Origin of the sequence: Salinivibrio sp. IB872, assembly GCF_001995345.1 — a bacterium.
GTDB lineage: Bacteria > Pseudomonadota > Gammaproteobacteria > Enterobacterales > Vibrionaceae > Salinivibrio > Salinivibrio proteolyticus.
Map to the genome: position 1 here is coordinate 1 of NZ_MUFO01000031.1, position 15,193 is coordinate 15,193.

At 49.2% G+C, this 15,193-nt stretch carries 15 protein-coding genes and 1 pseudogene; 2 read left to right on the plus strand and 14 right to left on the minus strand.

Annotated elements, in window-relative coordinates:
• Positions 1-188 (plus strand): annotated as a pseudogene (locus tag BZJ18_RS12340) (IS256 family transposase); the annotation flags it as partial.
• A 175-nt stretch (positions 189-363) separates the two neighbouring features.
• On the opposite strand, the gene BZJ18_RS12345 reads toward BZJ18_RS12340, so the two are convergent.
• The 12 genes from BZJ18_RS12345 to folM form a co-directional block, all read right to left on the minus strand.
• The gene (locus BZJ18_RS12345) at positions 364-3,918 is read right to left on the minus strand and encodes a hypothetical protein (RefSeq protein ID WP_077457156.1); all 3,555 of its coding nucleotides are present in this window, start codon (positions 3,916-3,918) and stop codon (positions 364-366) included.
• A gap of 178 nt (positions 3,919-4,096) precedes the next feature.
• Entirely contained in the window at positions 4,097-4,540 is a 444-nt protein-coding gene (locus tag BZJ18_RS12350) for a hypothetical protein (protein ID WP_077457158.1), read from the minus strand.
• Positions 4,541-5,012: 472 nt separating this feature from the next.
• Positions 5,013-5,894 carry a metal ABC transporter permease gene (locus BZJ18_RS12355; protein WP_077457160.1) on the minus strand — a complete coding sequence of 294 codons (882 nt, stop codon included), beginning with the start codon at positions 5,892-5,894 and terminating at the stop codon, positions 5,013-5,015.
• Entirely contained in the window at positions 5,891-6,736 is an 846-nt protein-coding gene (locus BZJ18_RS12360) for a metal ABC transporter permease (protein ID WP_077457162.1), read from the minus strand. The genes BZJ18_RS12355 and BZJ18_RS12360 overlap by 4 nt, the downstream gene beginning before the upstream one ends.
• The gene (locus tag BZJ18_RS12365) at positions 6,733-7,614 is read right to left on the minus strand and encodes an ATP-binding cassette domain-containing protein (protein WP_077457164.1); all 882 of its coding nucleotides are present in this window, start codon (positions 7,612-7,614) and stop codon (positions 6,733-6,735) included. Before BZJ18_RS12365 ends, BZJ18_RS12360 begins: the two co-directional genes overlap by 4 nt.
• On the minus strand, positions 7,601-8,503 hold the full coding sequence (locus BZJ18_RS12370) for a metal ABC transporter substrate-binding protein (protein WP_077457166.1): 903 nt from the start codon (positions 8,501-8,503) through the stop codon (positions 7,601-7,603). The genes BZJ18_RS12365 and BZJ18_RS12370 overlap by 14 nt, the downstream gene beginning before the upstream one ends.
• Before the next feature lie 154 nt (positions 8,504-8,657).
• On the minus strand, positions 8,658-9,341 hold the full coding sequence (locus BZJ18_RS12375; protein ID WP_077457168.1) for an HAD family hydrolase: 684 nt from the start codon (positions 9,339-9,341) through the stop codon (positions 8,658-8,660).
• A gap of 79 nt (positions 9,342-9,420) precedes the next feature.
• Entirely contained in the window at positions 9,421-10,194 is a 774-nt protein-coding gene (locus BZJ18_RS12380) for a substrate-binding periplasmic protein (RefSeq protein WP_077457170.1), read from the minus strand.
• A 166-nt stretch (positions 10,195-10,360) separates the two neighbouring features.
• A complete protein-coding gene (locus BZJ18_RS12385; RefSeq protein ID WP_077457172.1) occupies positions 10,361-10,930 on the minus strand; it encodes a YceI family protein in 570 nt (189 codons plus the stop codon).
• Positions 10,927-11,466 (minus strand): cytochrome b, encoded by a 540-nt coding sequence (locus BZJ18_RS12390; RefSeq protein ID WP_077457174.1) that lies wholly within the window; start codon positions 11,464-11,466, stop codon positions 10,927-10,929. The genes BZJ18_RS12385 and BZJ18_RS12390 overlap by 4 nt, the downstream gene beginning before the upstream one ends.
• 112 nt (positions 11,467-11,578) lie before the next feature.
• Positions 11,579-11,947 carry a dihydroneopterin triphosphate 2'-epimerase gene (gene folX / locus BZJ18_RS12395; RefSeq protein WP_198532241.1) on the minus strand — a complete coding sequence of 123 codons (369 nt, stop codon included), beginning with the start codon at positions 11,945-11,947 and terminating at the stop codon, positions 11,579-11,581.
• Between the two features lie 20 nt (positions 11,948-11,967).
• Positions 11,968-12,666, minus strand: a complete 699-nt coding sequence (gene folM, locus BZJ18_RS12400) for a dihydromonapterin reductase (protein WP_077457176.1) — start codon at positions 12,664-12,666, stop codon at positions 11,968-11,970.
• 219 nt (positions 12,667-12,885) lie between these two features.
• Here folM and BZJ18_RS12405 point away from each other — a divergent pair, with 219 nt between their 5' ends.
• Positions 12,886-13,482, plus strand: a complete 597-nt coding sequence (locus tag BZJ18_RS12405) for a DNA-3-methyladenine glycosylase I (protein ID WP_069588730.1) — start codon at positions 12,886-12,888, stop codon at positions 13,480-13,482.
• Here BZJ18_RS12405 and BZJ18_RS12410 read toward each other — a convergent pair.
• Both BZJ18_RS12410 and BZJ18_RS12415 read right to left on the minus strand, forming a co-directional pair.
• On the minus strand, positions 13,473-13,964 hold the full coding sequence (locus BZJ18_RS12410; RefSeq protein WP_077457178.1) for a C40 family peptidase: 492 nt from the start codon (positions 13,962-13,964) through the stop codon (positions 13,473-13,475). The genes BZJ18_RS12405 and BZJ18_RS12410 overlap by 10 nt on opposite strands.
• Positions 13,961-15,190: a GGDEF domain-containing protein gene (locus BZJ18_RS12415; protein WP_077457180.1), complete on the minus strand. Its 1,230-nt coding sequence runs from the start codon at positions 15,188-15,190 to the stop codon at positions 13,961-13,963. Before BZJ18_RS12415 ends, BZJ18_RS12410 begins: the two co-directional genes overlap by 4 nt.
• Positions 15,191-15,193 lie beyond the last annotated feature (3 nt).

Genomic DNA, 15,193 nt, shown 5'->3' on the forward strand with positions numbered 1-15,193 from the left:
CCAAGGGTGGCTTTGCCAACGAGACCAAGGGTGGCTTTGCCAACGAGAACGCATTGCTCAAGTTGCTGTATGCAGGTATGTTGAAGGCGTCAGAGAAGTGGACGCATCCGGTGCAGAATTGGAACCTGACATTGTCCCAATTGAGCATCCACTTCGAAGGACGGCTCGACGACTACGTAGATCTTTAAACGCCGGGTGACACAGAACTATGAACACCCTCCACATGATCAGGGGGCCGTAATCTTTCGTCTGAGGTCTATCTAGCTTTTGCATTCAGTATTAGGCATAAAACGCTTCGCTCAACGGAATTTTAGGAGCGAAGCGAGTAAAATTTCCGAGTGCAGTGGCTTGTTATACTGCTCCTTAATGTGGAACACCACCGCGTGAAATGATTCGTTCAGCTTCTCGATCATAACCATCGGCAACACCACGTAGGGTCGTAGCTAATCGATGGTATCCAGCATTCTCAACCTGATCGGCTCGCTGTCGATATTTTTCGGCCAATGCTCTCTCAGGCTTAGCTTCTGGATCAATAGTGTGGACACCTCGAGAGTTATAAATGCCCGTGCCATATCCATCGCGTAAGCTAGGGCGTTCTCTGCTATTCATAGCTTCTGCAATCACAGGGTGAATCCACAAGCCATCTGGCCCCTCAGGGGCATTAACGAGCACATCACCAAGTTGAATCATCGCAACATCATAGTGCCCCGAGGCTTTGACTATTTCTTCCATAGCAGTCAGCCATTCCGTGAACGCGTCTGGCTCAAACTCACCACCCGCTTGAGAACCGGGGATAACTTTCCATGTAGAAAGTAAACGGTATGCGTTAGTGGCAATATTACGACGCTGCTCAGAAGGCTCTTCTGGCTCTGCGCCCTCAGCACGATAGATTAATTGAATAAGCTCACTGAAAAAGCAGGGGTCAGAAGCCAGCCTATTTTCCAATGTGACTGGGGAACCATCGCTGTGTCTGTCAAGCAAAGATACATATGCCCACTCAACATGAAAGAGCTTATCTTGATCGGTTCCATCATTCTCTTGAAGAGCTTTAATGATTTCGGTGATGTGGTAGCTGTCAATTTTTCCAGCAGGCTCTTTGGTCTGAACTAGCGCCAACAAAGCGTCACAGGCCAATTCTGGGTTGATATCTTTCTTTCTAAATAGCTCTCTGCTGAGCCCATCTATTACAGCATTTGGACGTCCGCATTCAAGTAGCTTCCTGAGAGCATATTCGATATCCTCCTCTGTCTGATAGGTATTAGCGCTGGTGTTAATCCAATACTCATATTCGTTTTCACCAAGTAACTGTGCTGCTCTATCCCAGGCTTGACTGTCAAATGGTAAAGCGCATAGCAGCAAGGCTATCTGCTTTGGCTCCCAGCCTACCTTATTAATATCATCAAACCACTGCCAGTTGCCCATGAACCTGCGACGCCATGCATAGGCCGCAACTAAGGACCAATGTTTTTGATCCGCCTTATCTAACAAGTCAGGTAATAGCTCTGCATCAAATTCAGGTCGATCCATATCCGCCATTACGTCACCCACAAGGTGGGCATTAGAAACCGTCGAAGCAAACTCTAGTACCAGAGTGAGCTCCCCTTCACTCAGAATCTCCCTAATGGCGGCTTTTCGTATTTGGAATAGTTTCTCTTGCTTTTCCTCCCAATCCCCATCACCTTCGTAGAGATAGGTATCAGCTTCTGAAAACAAGCGTTTGTACAGGAGAGTTGGGCTTTTGGGCGCAAGTTGCCTAGTTATTTCCTCGATTGGAAGCAGATGCTCATCCCCCAACGACCAATTAGCATCAGGAAAACGGCGGTGGTGCGCAATTAATTTGCATAATGCTGTCCAGATTGGCATACGATCTTGCTCAGAGAGCTTTAAACAATGATCAGATACCAACTTAATCCTCAATGCTTCAGAAGCAGGTGGTGGCAAATGATCATACTTACCTACCAAAGACGCGAGCTTAACGATATCGAAACCTGCTTGTTCAACAATCAACTCAGCACAAAATCGAGACTGTTCCCAATATTCGCCATTCGTAACACCCTTCTCCCTGCCTTCAGGTATCGTTTTTCTCCAGCTCGGTTTATGAGTGCCGGAAGTCGTTGAGTGTTGATTTGGAAGCAAGCTCTCCAGCAACTTCCAGGCTACTTCGGGCTGCTCAGTGCAGATTGTCATAAGTGCTGCTTGTCGCTTCTCAACTGAAGCTAATGTATGTGGCATCCAAGGAAGAAAAATATCTGTCAGCGAATTACCGGGCCTATTTGCCCAGTTACCGCCCGGGTCATGTGAGGCTATCTCTGCTAAAATGACCGCAGTGCGGCTCAAGTAAGTCTCCTCCCAAGCGATACCCTCAAGCGCCCATAGAAGACCAGTAATATAGTTTCTTCCGAAAACCCCCGCATTTTCTTGCTCAAATAACCTATCAAAGGGTGATGGTGTGGAAGCTATAGCATTTTCTACAGCAGATAGAAATTCATCTGGTCTCGCTTCTGATAGGATCGGTAGCAAGCTGTTCAGGCTGCCCCAGCGGACCCAATCGCTTTTATCGAACAATTCACGCACTGATAATGCTGCAATAGCATCTGCCTTGCCATGAGTGCAATTAATTAAAGAATCTGCCCGATTACCAATAAGTGCTAATGCTTCTGCCAAGCCCTCTCGCAAATTGCTAGAATGCGGCAACACCTTTCCGTGGATGGCAGCAGCGTATCGCTCTTCACCAGGCAACTCAAACGAGGGATCATCAATTCTGAGTACCTCTAGGGCAACGGCTTTGAAAGTATCCAAGTGATCGTCAAAAAGCCTGCTTCCTAACTCTTTCCAAGACTTCAAACGGTCTTTGATGCGCCATAAGCCATTTTTATAAGATAACGGGCAATCATGAACATGCAATGTCTCTCTCAGGTCCGTTATCCAATTGCTGTAATCCTCTCTAATAATCTGCGTGACAACCTCTACGTCAGTCTTATTGTTTTCATTCCAACTACCGATTAGATTTGCAACTGCTAACTTTTGAGCATAAGCGTGCTGATTCCAGTCAGTCGCGATTGGCTGCACTGACCAGCCACCTACTACATCTTCCGTGGCAAGCTCTTTAGGAATGTATGAGATCTCAGGCTCTCTAAAATGCTCGATCAAATCATCAGATAGAGTATCGAAAGTGATCGTCCCTGCATATTGATTAAAATCTTGTACTTCTGTGACTATCTGATACCAAATCTTATCGGGAATATCCTTATTAAATTGTGAAATATGCGATTGCAACAGTGACGAAACGATGCTTCCTTTTTTTGCAAGGTCATAACCGAGAAGGTGAAAATGTCTAAGGAAATCATATAAGTCTTGCTTTTCAACATCATTGCCTTTATTGGCGACTTTGAGTTGAGTTTTAAATGCTGCTAGCTTATTCCTGATATTGTCTGAGCAAAAATTAGCCCGTTCTACTTGGGTTAGAAGCTCATCAGCATCACGGGTATGGCGGGCTTGTTCTAATAGCCCATTAACGCCATCGGTGTCGGTGGCATTTATTGGACCCGTAATCAGGGCAATTACGTCCTTTCCTTTAGTAAAGACATCTGGATTATTGAAATCATTCCAGGCTGCTTGGATAACCTCGGAAAATAATTTGCTCTTGTTGGTAATTGTTATTGAGTTTTTTACCTGACCAAGCAACCGTCGGCGATCATTGTTTGCCGGATTTTCAACGAAAACTATCAGATCATCTGTAGCATAGCCTGCTACTGCGCCCTGTAACTTTATTTCCACGATTGGCCATGATGGCAAGCAGGGAGCATAACCACCACTTAGCATCAAGGTAACAAATGTAGCCTGAATATTCGCCTCAAATCTTGCGCCACCACTTCCTGTGGAAAAAGGGTTGCTGAGCTGTTTTCCATCCATTGCCATTGATTGAAATAATCCCTTTTATATTGTTTTACTTGTTTGGGTTAGCATAATTTGTTTGTCTCAATGAGGCTCGACTTTAGCCGTATAACGCCTCCAACACCCGCAGATTTGTAGTGAAAGCGAAGCCGCAATGGAAAAGCCGTCACTGTGCTTGGCATTGTTAAAACCGCTACGTTAACTAGTTTTGCTTGAATGCCTGTTTGAGTTTCGCGATACCTTCACCCAAAGGTGGAATCTCTATTTTCAGCTTGGTCAATCCGAACTCGAATTTACCACCAGAGACTATGAGGGCGGCCGTCAAGGCGACCCCTATACCCAAGAAAACGATTTCAAAAGGGTTGCGGCGCATAATCTCTTGGATGTACAGCTCTTCTTGGGTAGATAGTTTCTGTTTAGTTAATCGATTAAAGTCGGCTGCTGAAATACTGTTTGCGTGATGGATAATTGCCCCAGATAGGTGTTCCACGCTAGTATCAACAGCAATATCGCCATCCCCCATTTCGAACCTTACTTCTTCGAGTGCCAAAATGTAACAGACTCTCAAGAGTTGAAAATACTCAGAAAACTGGTTGATGGGTACAGGACTACCGTCCGAATTTATCGTTACTTCAACTTTTTCCATTACTTCCTCTCTTGAGTTTTAACATTGCATTAGTGCGCACGCCGCCTATCTCTGCTCGTGCGTTCACACTATCCCTAACCGTTAAGTTGTAACTGCTCGACTAATCGACGCTTTTAATCATCCATTCTGGGATAGTGTGCATCTGTCACGGATAAACGCGCACGCTTTTGCGTTTATCTAGCCGATAAACAGGTTAACCATCCCGTGTTTTTCCACGCTACCGCCAGCTAGTTGTCGGCGCCTAACACGCCATTGAGTTGGCAGATTTGAGATTAGTCTATCAAGGGCTGCTTTGGTTTTCGTGCGCTATTGTCCAAAGTGTTAGATAATCCATGTTTTGTGAGGTGGGTACAAGAAGTCGGCCAGAACACAGGGAGTGAGTCGGATTGGTGGAGCGGTGCGCGATTAGGGCTATGGCTCTGTCTCGCGCACTGCTGAGGTTGGGGTGCTGCTGTATCCGTCGCGAAGCCGATTAGTGCGATTGCGCTGAATGGGTGGTGGTAGAGCGCGTTGCTTTTGTGGTTTGGTGCGTCGGCTTTGGGCGCTGTTGGTTGCGGTGGATTTGATATTGCTGCCATGCAAAGGTCACCACAAAACAGCCGGTGAGTAGCAATACAATGGTCGGACCGGGTGCGCTGTCGAGGTAAAACGACAGGGTGACGCCGCCCACGGCGGTGACTAAAGCAATTGCACAGGCAATCCATAACATGCGGCTAAATTGTTTGCTGAGCATAAAGGCGGTGACACCCGGTGCAATCAACATCGCCACCACTAAGATGATCCCCACGGCATGTAAGCCCGCCACAATGGTGGCAATCATCACCGAGAGCAGGAGCCAGTGAAGCTTTTGTACGGGGAGCCCGAGCACGCTAGCTTGTGCGGGGTCGAACGATAGCAGCATTAAATCTCGCCCTTTAAGCAGCACTAGCGCCAGCACGACTAAGCCAGTGATGGCGGCGGTGAGCAGCTGTTGGTGGTTAATCCCCAACAGGTTGCCAAATAGAATATGGTCAAGGTGCAAATCAGACGGGAACTGGCCTTGCAAAATCAGCCCCAGCGCGAAAAAGCCAGAAAACACAATTCCCAGTAAGGTGTCTTCTTTGACACGGCTATTTTGTTTGAGCCAATGCACACTGGTGGCGCATGCGGAGCCCGCAGCAAATGCGCCGACAATCAGCGGCAGGCCAAATAAGTTTGCTAGCACCAATCCCGGCAGCACCGCGTGTGCCACCGCATCGCCAATCAATGACCAGCCTTTTAACACCAAATAGCAAGAAAGCAGCGCGCAGGGTAGTGCCACTAAGACGGCCATAAGCAAGGCATCTTGCATAAAAGTCAGTTGATACGGATTCATTGCAGTGCCTCCTGACGTTTGGCGCGCCGCGCGAGGATCCCGTGTTTGGGGCCAAACACAAAGGCGGCTAAGAAGAGTCCCACTTGGGCCAGCACAATCAGTGCGCCGGCGTTAAGGTTGACGAAATAGCTGATGTACACCCCAAACAGTGAGGTGAGTGTGCCGATGACGCCGCTTATGACCAACACGGGCCCAAAGCGATCACTCAATAAATAGGCAGTGGCGCCGGGGGCGATCACCAAGCAAATCACCAAAAAGGCACCGACACTTTTAAGTGCCGCCATGGTGCAAGCGCTGAGCAGCGCAAAAAACAGCACTTTGAGCCCCACCACAGGTAAACCAATGCAGCGGGCGTGGCTTTCATCAAAAAAGGTCAGCATAAAATCACGCCATTTCACCGCCAGTACGCTGAGGCTCACCAAGGCAATGATCAGCATTTGCACCGCATCGAGTGGGGCAATGGCGAGCAAGTTACCCAGCATAATTTGTTGAATATCGACCGCGACGGGCGAAATGGAGACTAAAAAGAGGCCGAAGGCGAAAAAGCTCGAAAAAATCAAACCGATGATCGCATCTTGTTTGATGTGACTGCGTTGATGCAAAAACAGCATCACGCTCGCGGCCATGCCGCCAGCAACAAAAGCACCGAGCGAAAAGGGCAGGCCTAGCATATAAGCGCCGGCAACGCCCGGTACAATCGCATGGGAGAGGGCATCGCCCATCAGCGACCAGCCTTTGAGCATCAAAAAGGCGGAGAGCAAGCCGCACACGCCGCCAATCAAGGTGGTGACCAGCAATGCTTTTTGCATGTATTGATAGGCGAGGGGGTCGAGTAAGCTCATTCGCGCCGCTCCTGCGCGCTTTGTTCGCGCTTGCCATACACCACCAAGGGCCGCTCGTCGTCGGAAATCACCGATAGCTCGCGCGGATCGGCGTCTTGGTGGAGCTGATCGCTAGGCATCACATACTGGCGCAGCTTGCCGCCAAAAATGGCACTAAGGTTCTCGGTGGTAAACACATGTTCGGTGCGTCCGCCTGCCACCACCGCGCGATTGACCAACACGGTGCGGTCGCAAAAGTCGGGCACAGTGCCAAGGTTATGGGTGGCAATTAAAATGGTTTTGCCCTCGTCTTTAAGCTCGAGCAGCAAACGCATAATCGACTCTTCACTGGTGACATCTACGCCAGTAAAAGGCTCATCCAATAAAATCAGCGGGCTGTGCTGAGCCAGAGCACGAGCAAGAAAAACGCGCTTTTTCTGTCCGCCGGACAGTTCACCAATTTGCCGCTGGCGAAAGGCTGTCATACCCATGCGGGCTAAGGCTTCATCCACCGCCTGATGATCCGCCGCTTTGGGGCGACGCATAAATGACATCTTGCCGTAGCGGCCCATCATCACCACATCTTCCACTAACACCGGGAACGACCAATCGATCTCTTCCGATTGAGGCACATAAGCGACCAAGCCTGCTTTTTGTGCTTGCTTAATCGGGGTGCCGTTGACTGCAATGCTGCCACTGCCGGGGTTCACAAACCCCATGATCGCTTTAAACAAGGTGGATTTGCCGCTGCCATTGGCACCCACCAAGGCAGTGATGGTTTGCGCTGGCAGCGAGAAACTGGCGTGCTCAAGGGCACACAGGCCGTTTCGATAGACGACACGCACCTCGTTGACATCTAACACACTGGGCGTGCCGTCGGTTAAATCATAGTGCGTCATGGCGTAACCCCGCTAACACGGTTTCTGTGGTAACTGTCAGTAAGGATAGATAGTCAGGCACGGGTCCGTCAGCGGTGCTGAGCGAATCGACATATAAAATGCCGCCATAGTGTGCGTCGGTTTCTGCGGCGACTTGTTTGGCGGGCGCATCAGACACGGTGCTTTCGGAGAAGACAGTGCGCACTTGGTGTTCTCGCACGRTATCAATCAGCGCGCGCACTTGTTGCGGCGTGCCCTGACGCTCGGCGTTAATCGGCCATAAATAGGCTTCGTTGAGGTTTAAATCACGCGCCAGATAAGAAAACGCGCCTTCACTGCTCACCAACCAACGCTGGGCGTCGGGGACAGCGGATAAGGCATCTTGCGCACGCGCGAACACAGCTTGAATTTGTGCCTTGTAGGCTTTGGCATTGGCTTGGTAGTGCGTTTGATTGGCAGGGTCGTATTTAACAAGGGCGCGCTCGATGTTATCAACGTATCGCATCGCATCTGAGGGCGACATCCACGCGTGGGGGTTGGGCTTGCCACGATATGGGCCCGAGGCAATCACAATCGGCTCCACGCCGTCCGATAAGATCACATTCGGCACTTTATCGATGTGCTGGAAAAAACGTTCGAACCAGCGCTCTAGGCCTAACCCGTTCCACATCACCACATCCGCACCTTGCGCACGCAGAATATCTCCCGGCGTGGGTTGGTAATTGTGGATCTCCGCGCCGGGTTTAGTGAGAGACACTACCTCGGCATGTTCGCCCGCCACGTTGGCAGCCATATCAGCCAGAATGGTAAAGCTGGTCACCACTTTTAGCTTGTCCGCGTGTTTTAATTGGTCGGCGTGCGCCATCGGAGAGAGCAAGAGCGCCGCAATAATTAGCAGGTGTTTTCTCATAAGCGTTAATCTCGTTCATTATGCGTGTGATTACGGCGTGAGGTCGCCAGCCGATCATACGTTAAAGATAACGGTTATGATAATCATTCTCAAGTGTGTGTTATTAAAAAGGGCACACGAGGCGCCCTGTCGTCACGTTTCCTGTGATCTTTTACTAATCACGAATGGTGTCGTAGCGAGCCCATTCCATAATGGTCCAATCTTTTTCTTGGGCATGCAGGCTTAAGTGCGGGTCAGGGTTAACCGCAAAAGCGCTGTCGACTTGCTCAAGCAAGGGGACATCCCAGTGCGAATCACTGTAACCGTATGTGTGGCCGACCGTGTCATGACGGTCAGATAGCCATGCCTGCATGTAGTCATGCTTGCCACGAAAATCACGCACGCAATGCGATATGCTGCCTGTATACACGCCATTCAATGTTTCAAGCTCAATTGCAATCACGGTATCGAGTTTGAGTAGTTCGCCAATCGGCCTTGCCAAGTGTGCGGCGGTATTCGATACCAGCACACAGTGATCGCCACGGTTGCGATGCCACTCGATGCGCTCTAACGCTTGTGGCACTCCCACAGGAGCGACGCGCTGATCGATAAAGTCGGTCGCCCATGCAGCCACAGTTTGAGTGGATTTTCCTTTGATTGGGTTCAACTGCACTTGCATATACTGCTCAAGGTTGATGCGGCCTTTTTTAAAATCCAGATACGCCTGTTTTTCTTGGTCGACCACGTATTGCGGGGCGAGATCGCACTGGCAAAGGTATTCCAGCCACGCTTGCTTGGTGTCGGTGGCAATCAGTGTTTCGTCTAAGTCGAAGAATGCAATGTTAATCGGAGAAGTCATAGCCAAACTGATGTAATGAGACGTATATGGCTATACTAACCCGCAACTATGACGATAGGGTTTCACTCTGCATTGGGTTTTACTCTGCAGTGGTATCATCTGGTAAGAGCAGCCCGTATTTTTGCTTCAAATCGTCAAAGGTGCCATTCCGTTTGATTATTTCTAACCCGCGGTTAAAGGCTTGAATATATTCTTGCGCCTTAGGGTTGGCTTTGCCGGCGGTGACATGGATATGTTGCTTGATCATCGGGGTGGGAGAAAAGTGAAAATCATCAGTATCTAGGTTTAAAGGTTCGAGCTCTTGTTGCATGACAAAGCGATTGCCCACCGCCATATCAACCCGACCGGCAGCGAGCATTTGCAAGCTAGACATCAGTGAGGTGGTTTCTACTCGTTGAAAATAATCTGCATCTAAAAACCATGAATCATAGCCGTAGTCGCGTACGCTGGCGATGCGTTTGCCAATAAGGCTTTTGGGGCCTTTGAAGTCAAAAAAGGTATCTTTTCGCATCATGATATCGATATTGGTGGCGAAATAGGGTTCGCTGTAGAGCAGAAATTCACTGCGTGCGTCTGTGTACCAAGTGGTGGTGATTAAATCGATTCGCCCATTTCTGACTTCGTACAAGCCGCGCGCCCAAGGGAAAAGTAAGAATTTGGTGTCATAGCCTTGGGTAGAAAGGGCTGCGGTCACCACTTCGACAGAGAAGCCCGGTTTAGCCGTATCTCGGGTGACGTAAGGGGGCCAGGCGTCGTTCACTGCGGTAACAATTTTCATCGCCCCTTGCGCTGGAATTGTGGCGAGACAGAAAGCAAAAACGAAGGAAAGACGCTTAAAAGAGGTGAGTCTCATAAATAGGTATCCTTATCGAACAATGGATATCATCGCCAGACCAAGGCGCCGCTTTGATGAGTATAGTGAATGTTTTAGGGATAGATAATAAACGCCCCAGCAGGTGCCGGGGCGTGTGGATTAGTAGGGAAGGAAACGGTTATCCCTTATTGGCGGATGCCCTCTACTATTGGCGGATACCCTCTACGTGCAGCTCCATATCGACATACGTGGCTGGACCCATAGTGGCAATGCCGAAATCAGCAAGCTCGAGGCGAGTGTTGCCCATAAAGCCAGCGCGGTAGTTGCCCCAAGGATCTTCACCATGACCGACGAGTTCAGCGTCAATTTCAATCGGCTTGGTTTGACCGTGTAAAGTCAAATCGCCCGCGATGGTCATTGAACCGTCGCCGTTATCGGTTACCTTGGTGCTTTCAAATAACGCTTGGCCAAACTTGCTGACATTGAGAAAATCGCCGCTACGAATATGTTTGTCGCGCTCTGCGTGGTTAGAATCAATGCTGGTGGTATCAATCGTCACCGACACACTTGATGCGCCAATGTTATCTGGGTCGAATTCAAATTGGCCGTCAAACGTATTAAAACGACCTTTGGTAAAGCTATAACCTAAGTGCGGCACTTTGAAGTTGACCGAGGCATGTGCGCCTTTGGTGTCAATCATATAAGTGTCTGCCAGTGCAGGCCCAGATAAGAGTGTCGCGGCGCTAATTCCCATGGCTAACATGAGTTTTTTCATTGCGGGTTTCCTCCGATCATCTTCCGTAACGTATTGTCTTTATCTTTAAAATGGTGTTTAAGTGCCATAATGGCATGGCCTGCTGCTAACACAATCAAGGTGATGGCGACGTAGTAGTGTATATCGCCAGCAATGTCTGATTGATTGGGAAACAGCTCCCCTGCGCTCGGCACGGTAAACCAGGTGAATACATCAATCCCGCGTCCGTCTGAGGTTGAGATCAAGTATCCAGAGATAAACAGTGTGGCAAGGAGCAGGTAGATAGTATGATGGCCTGCTGTTGCCGCTTTACGTTCCCAAGCCTTACCTTCAACGGTGGGCATAGTGTGTGTTGCTTTCCACACAAGTCGACCGACTGTCGTTATCGCCAGTAATATGCCTATCGATTTGTGCCAGTGTGGCGCAGTTTGATACCAACTACTGTAATAGCTCAAATCGACCATCCATAATCCGACAGCGAAAAGGCCAACGATAACGAGACTCGATAGCCAATGTAGCGTACGCATAACGCGATCGTAGCTATTTTTCGGTGTCATTTGTTCCCGCTCCCAATTACTTATCCAACACAGTATATAAGGTGAAAGGTAATAGAGAAGCCGTTCACCTTGAACAAGATGTTCGAATAATTCTAACGAACTCTGTGTGGTCTTACGACTCGTTAGCGGTATAACTTAGGCTTAATGAGACAGAGTCGGCAAATCTGAGTGCATGCGGCTTATCAATAGTCACTTGTGCATAGCGCACCCAGTGGTGATCGCGTGCAATGTCGAGCACGCCGGCGACCAGTTTTTCCAACAACAAAAAGCGGCCATTCTCAACATAGTCGATAATCGCTTTGGTGATCACTTTATAGTTCAGTGCGTCGTCAACATTATCCTCTTGGCTGGCTTTGTGGCCGGGATAGTGAATTTCTACGTTAATCACCACGTCTTGCTTTTTTTCCTGCTCTTCGGGGTTAAAGCCGATATAAGTACGCAAACGTAGGTTGGTAATTTTGATCACAGCGTCATTCATCATTGTGCTTTCCAGTTAGGCAATTACGCTAAATGGCGTCCGCCATCGAGTTTAAGGGATTGGCCCGTCATATGCTGACTGGCAAGAATAAAGTCGCAGGCGTTAATCACCTCCTGCTCGCCGGGCACGGTGCCCAAAATCGATTTTTTGCGCGCTTTTTCACGGTAGGCATCGTCATCGCCGTCGTTGAACATGATAAGCGCAGGGGAAATACTGTTTACCTTGATGTCGGGGGCGAGTTGTTGGGCAAACGATAGCGTGAGGTTTTCAAGCGCGGCTTTACTCGCGGCATAGGCAAGGTGTTTTGCGCTACCTTTATGGGCCACATAATCGGTCAGGTGAATAATGTCACCGCTATTCATCCATCGGGTTGCCGCCATATTGATTAGATAAGGCGTTTTGGCGTGGATTTGCATCATGCTGTCAAACAAAGCCGCGAAATCTTGGCTTTGCTTTTCACTGTCCCACGATGAGGCATTATGGATTAAGCAATCAAACACCGGATTGTGCGCGTCAATGGCTTGGATAAATGCGTGAATGCCGGCATCGGTAGAAAAGTCCGCCTGAATACAATGAGCGCCTCGCTCGATAAGCTCACTCACTTGGGGGCGCGGTGTCCGATATGACACAGTGACCTGATGCCCTTGTGCAAGAAAGTGACAAGCAAGCGCGTAGCCGATCCGTTGTCCTGCCCCTGTGATAAGAATATGCTTTTTTGTCACGTGTTTTCCTTTATGGTTACCACTGAGAGTGAATGCACTCTGACAACAACGAGTATGTTACGTTTCATAGACTTGTAGCGATCAAAGATAGCGACATGTTAACGAAATCGACAGATTTATACGGAGTTAACTCGCTGATTTCGTGGCATGAACAACAAAATCGCGGACAATCGGAACAAATGCATTACCATCATGCAACCAACTTTGAGGGAAATTGTCATGGAACCTTGCCAATGGGCACAGCAGAGTGAGTCGGAGCGGCATTATCACGATACCGAGTGGGGCGTGCCGACATTTGATGATCAAGCGATCTTTGAGTTCATTTGCTTAGAGGGCGCGCAAGCAGGATTAAGTTGGCGGCTGATTTTAGAAAAGCGTTCCGCGTATCGCGCCGCTTTTTCTGATTTCGATTTCTATCAACTTGCAAACGTGGCTGAGCCGAATATTGCTGAGATCATGGCCAACCACGAGATTGTCCGTAATCGCTTGAAAGTGGCGTCTGTGTTTACCAATGCGAAAGCGGCGGTGACGCTGGTGGAAGAGTATGGATCCTTGGCGAAGGCACTTTGGCAGTTTACTGACGGTGTACCGATTGTTAACCACCACCAATCGGATGCCGATGTCGCCACTGCGACCGACGAGTCCCGTGCCATGAGTCGCTTTTTGAAAAAGCGTGGCTTTAAGTTTGTGGGCGAGACCATTTGTTATTCGCTGATGCAAGCGCTTGGCATGGTCAATGATCATGTTGTCACGTGTCCGCGCTATCAACCCTGTTGCGAACTGGCTGACTCGGTAAAAGCCTCGCCTCAGAAATAACGACGGAATTGCCAGAAGCGCGCTTGCCAATAAGGGTTATCGAGGCGTGACACTGTCACTCCTTGTGATGTAGACGCATGCATAAATTGCTGGTTGCCGAGATAGATACCAACATGGCGCAAGCCGGGGCGAATGTGGAAGAAAACTAAATCGCCCAATTGGGCATCCTGATAATCAATCGGATAGCCGCCCTTTGCTTGGCCATGGGTTGTGCGCGGTAAGGGCGTGGATAACGCATCACGATAAACGCGCTGGGTATAAGCCGAGCAGTCGATGCCTTGGCGTGAGGTGCCTCCCCAACGATAAGGTGTGCCTTGCCATTGCTGGTAGTGCTGGGTCAGTGCGTAGTGCAATGCTTGGCTGCTTGCGGAATGTGAGTGAGCCGAGGAGACGGGCGTTGTGCTTGAGTCCGGATCCGATGGTGAGCTGCTACATGCGCTTAGCAACAGGATGAAGGTACACACTAACCCTAGCTTTATCATTCGCTTCCTCGAATACAGTTTCTTCCCGCCTGTTTAGCTTTATACAGCGCTTGATCGGCCAGTTGCAACACTTCATCCGGTTGGCTGGCTTGCGAGGCATCGGCGAAGCCGATACTGACAGTCACATGAACGGTTGCGCTATCTTTTTTCTGTCCTCGTTTTTGCTTGCCTTCACTCGGGTTGGTGGGACGGTTTTCTTCACGAAGTACCAATGGGTACTGGGCAATATCCTCTCGCAATGCGTCAAGAAAAGGCAGGCATTGATCGGTGGTTTTTCCTTTGAATAAAAGAGTAAATTCTTCCCCGCCGTAGCGGAAAGCGCTTGCGCCACCCTCGCATTGTGACAGCAAACTCGCCACCAGTTTTAATACATCGTCACCGGTTTCATGGCCATAGGTGTCGTTAAAGCGCTTGAAGTGATCCACATCGAGCATGGCGATAGTGTGACGGCGACCGAGGTGCTTTAACTCATCTTGCAATGCCCGACGACTTGGAATGGCGGTTAAACCATCTAAAAAGGCCAATTGATGACTAAACGCGACTTGGTTGGCAATAAGGAGTAAGCCGGCAATGGCAAAACTAAATGATGACACATAGGCCATATCAAAAAAGATCACCGTGACCGATGTACAGGTGAGCGCGATAAAGGTGGCATGATCATCGACACTGTTTTTATGTAAAACACGTATTGCGGCCATACACAGCGCAATCAGTAGCATCACGATCAAAAGCAGGGGCAATGGGCTAAAGGCGGGGGTACGCACAAACACTGGATGTTGGTACAGCCAGGTCGCCAATTCACCATATTGCATCACTAACAGCGCGCCCCAGCCAATCTCGAGTGCCATAGCGGCAAAAAATAACAAGCCATACAGCGAGGTCAGCTTCCTATCGCGGGTGATGCGAATATAGAGCAAATTAATCGGCAACAATACGACTAGAAGGACATATTCCAAATAGGTTGTGCCGTCAGTCAGTGGTGATTGCAGCCGGGTTAAAATGACGGTGTAGCTAATAAGCAATATCACCACAGTCATGCCAACACGCGCACTCTTGAACAAGTGACTTAATAGCAGGGCAGTAAATAATAAATAGAAGGGCGCGGCATAGAGTAAGTTTAGGTATGGCGAGAGCGAGGCCAGCAACGGGTGATAACCGGCAGCAAAAACAAGGAAGATAAGTAGCGGCACGCCCAAACGTGCTAACGGTGAATGTAACAGCCCCATGAC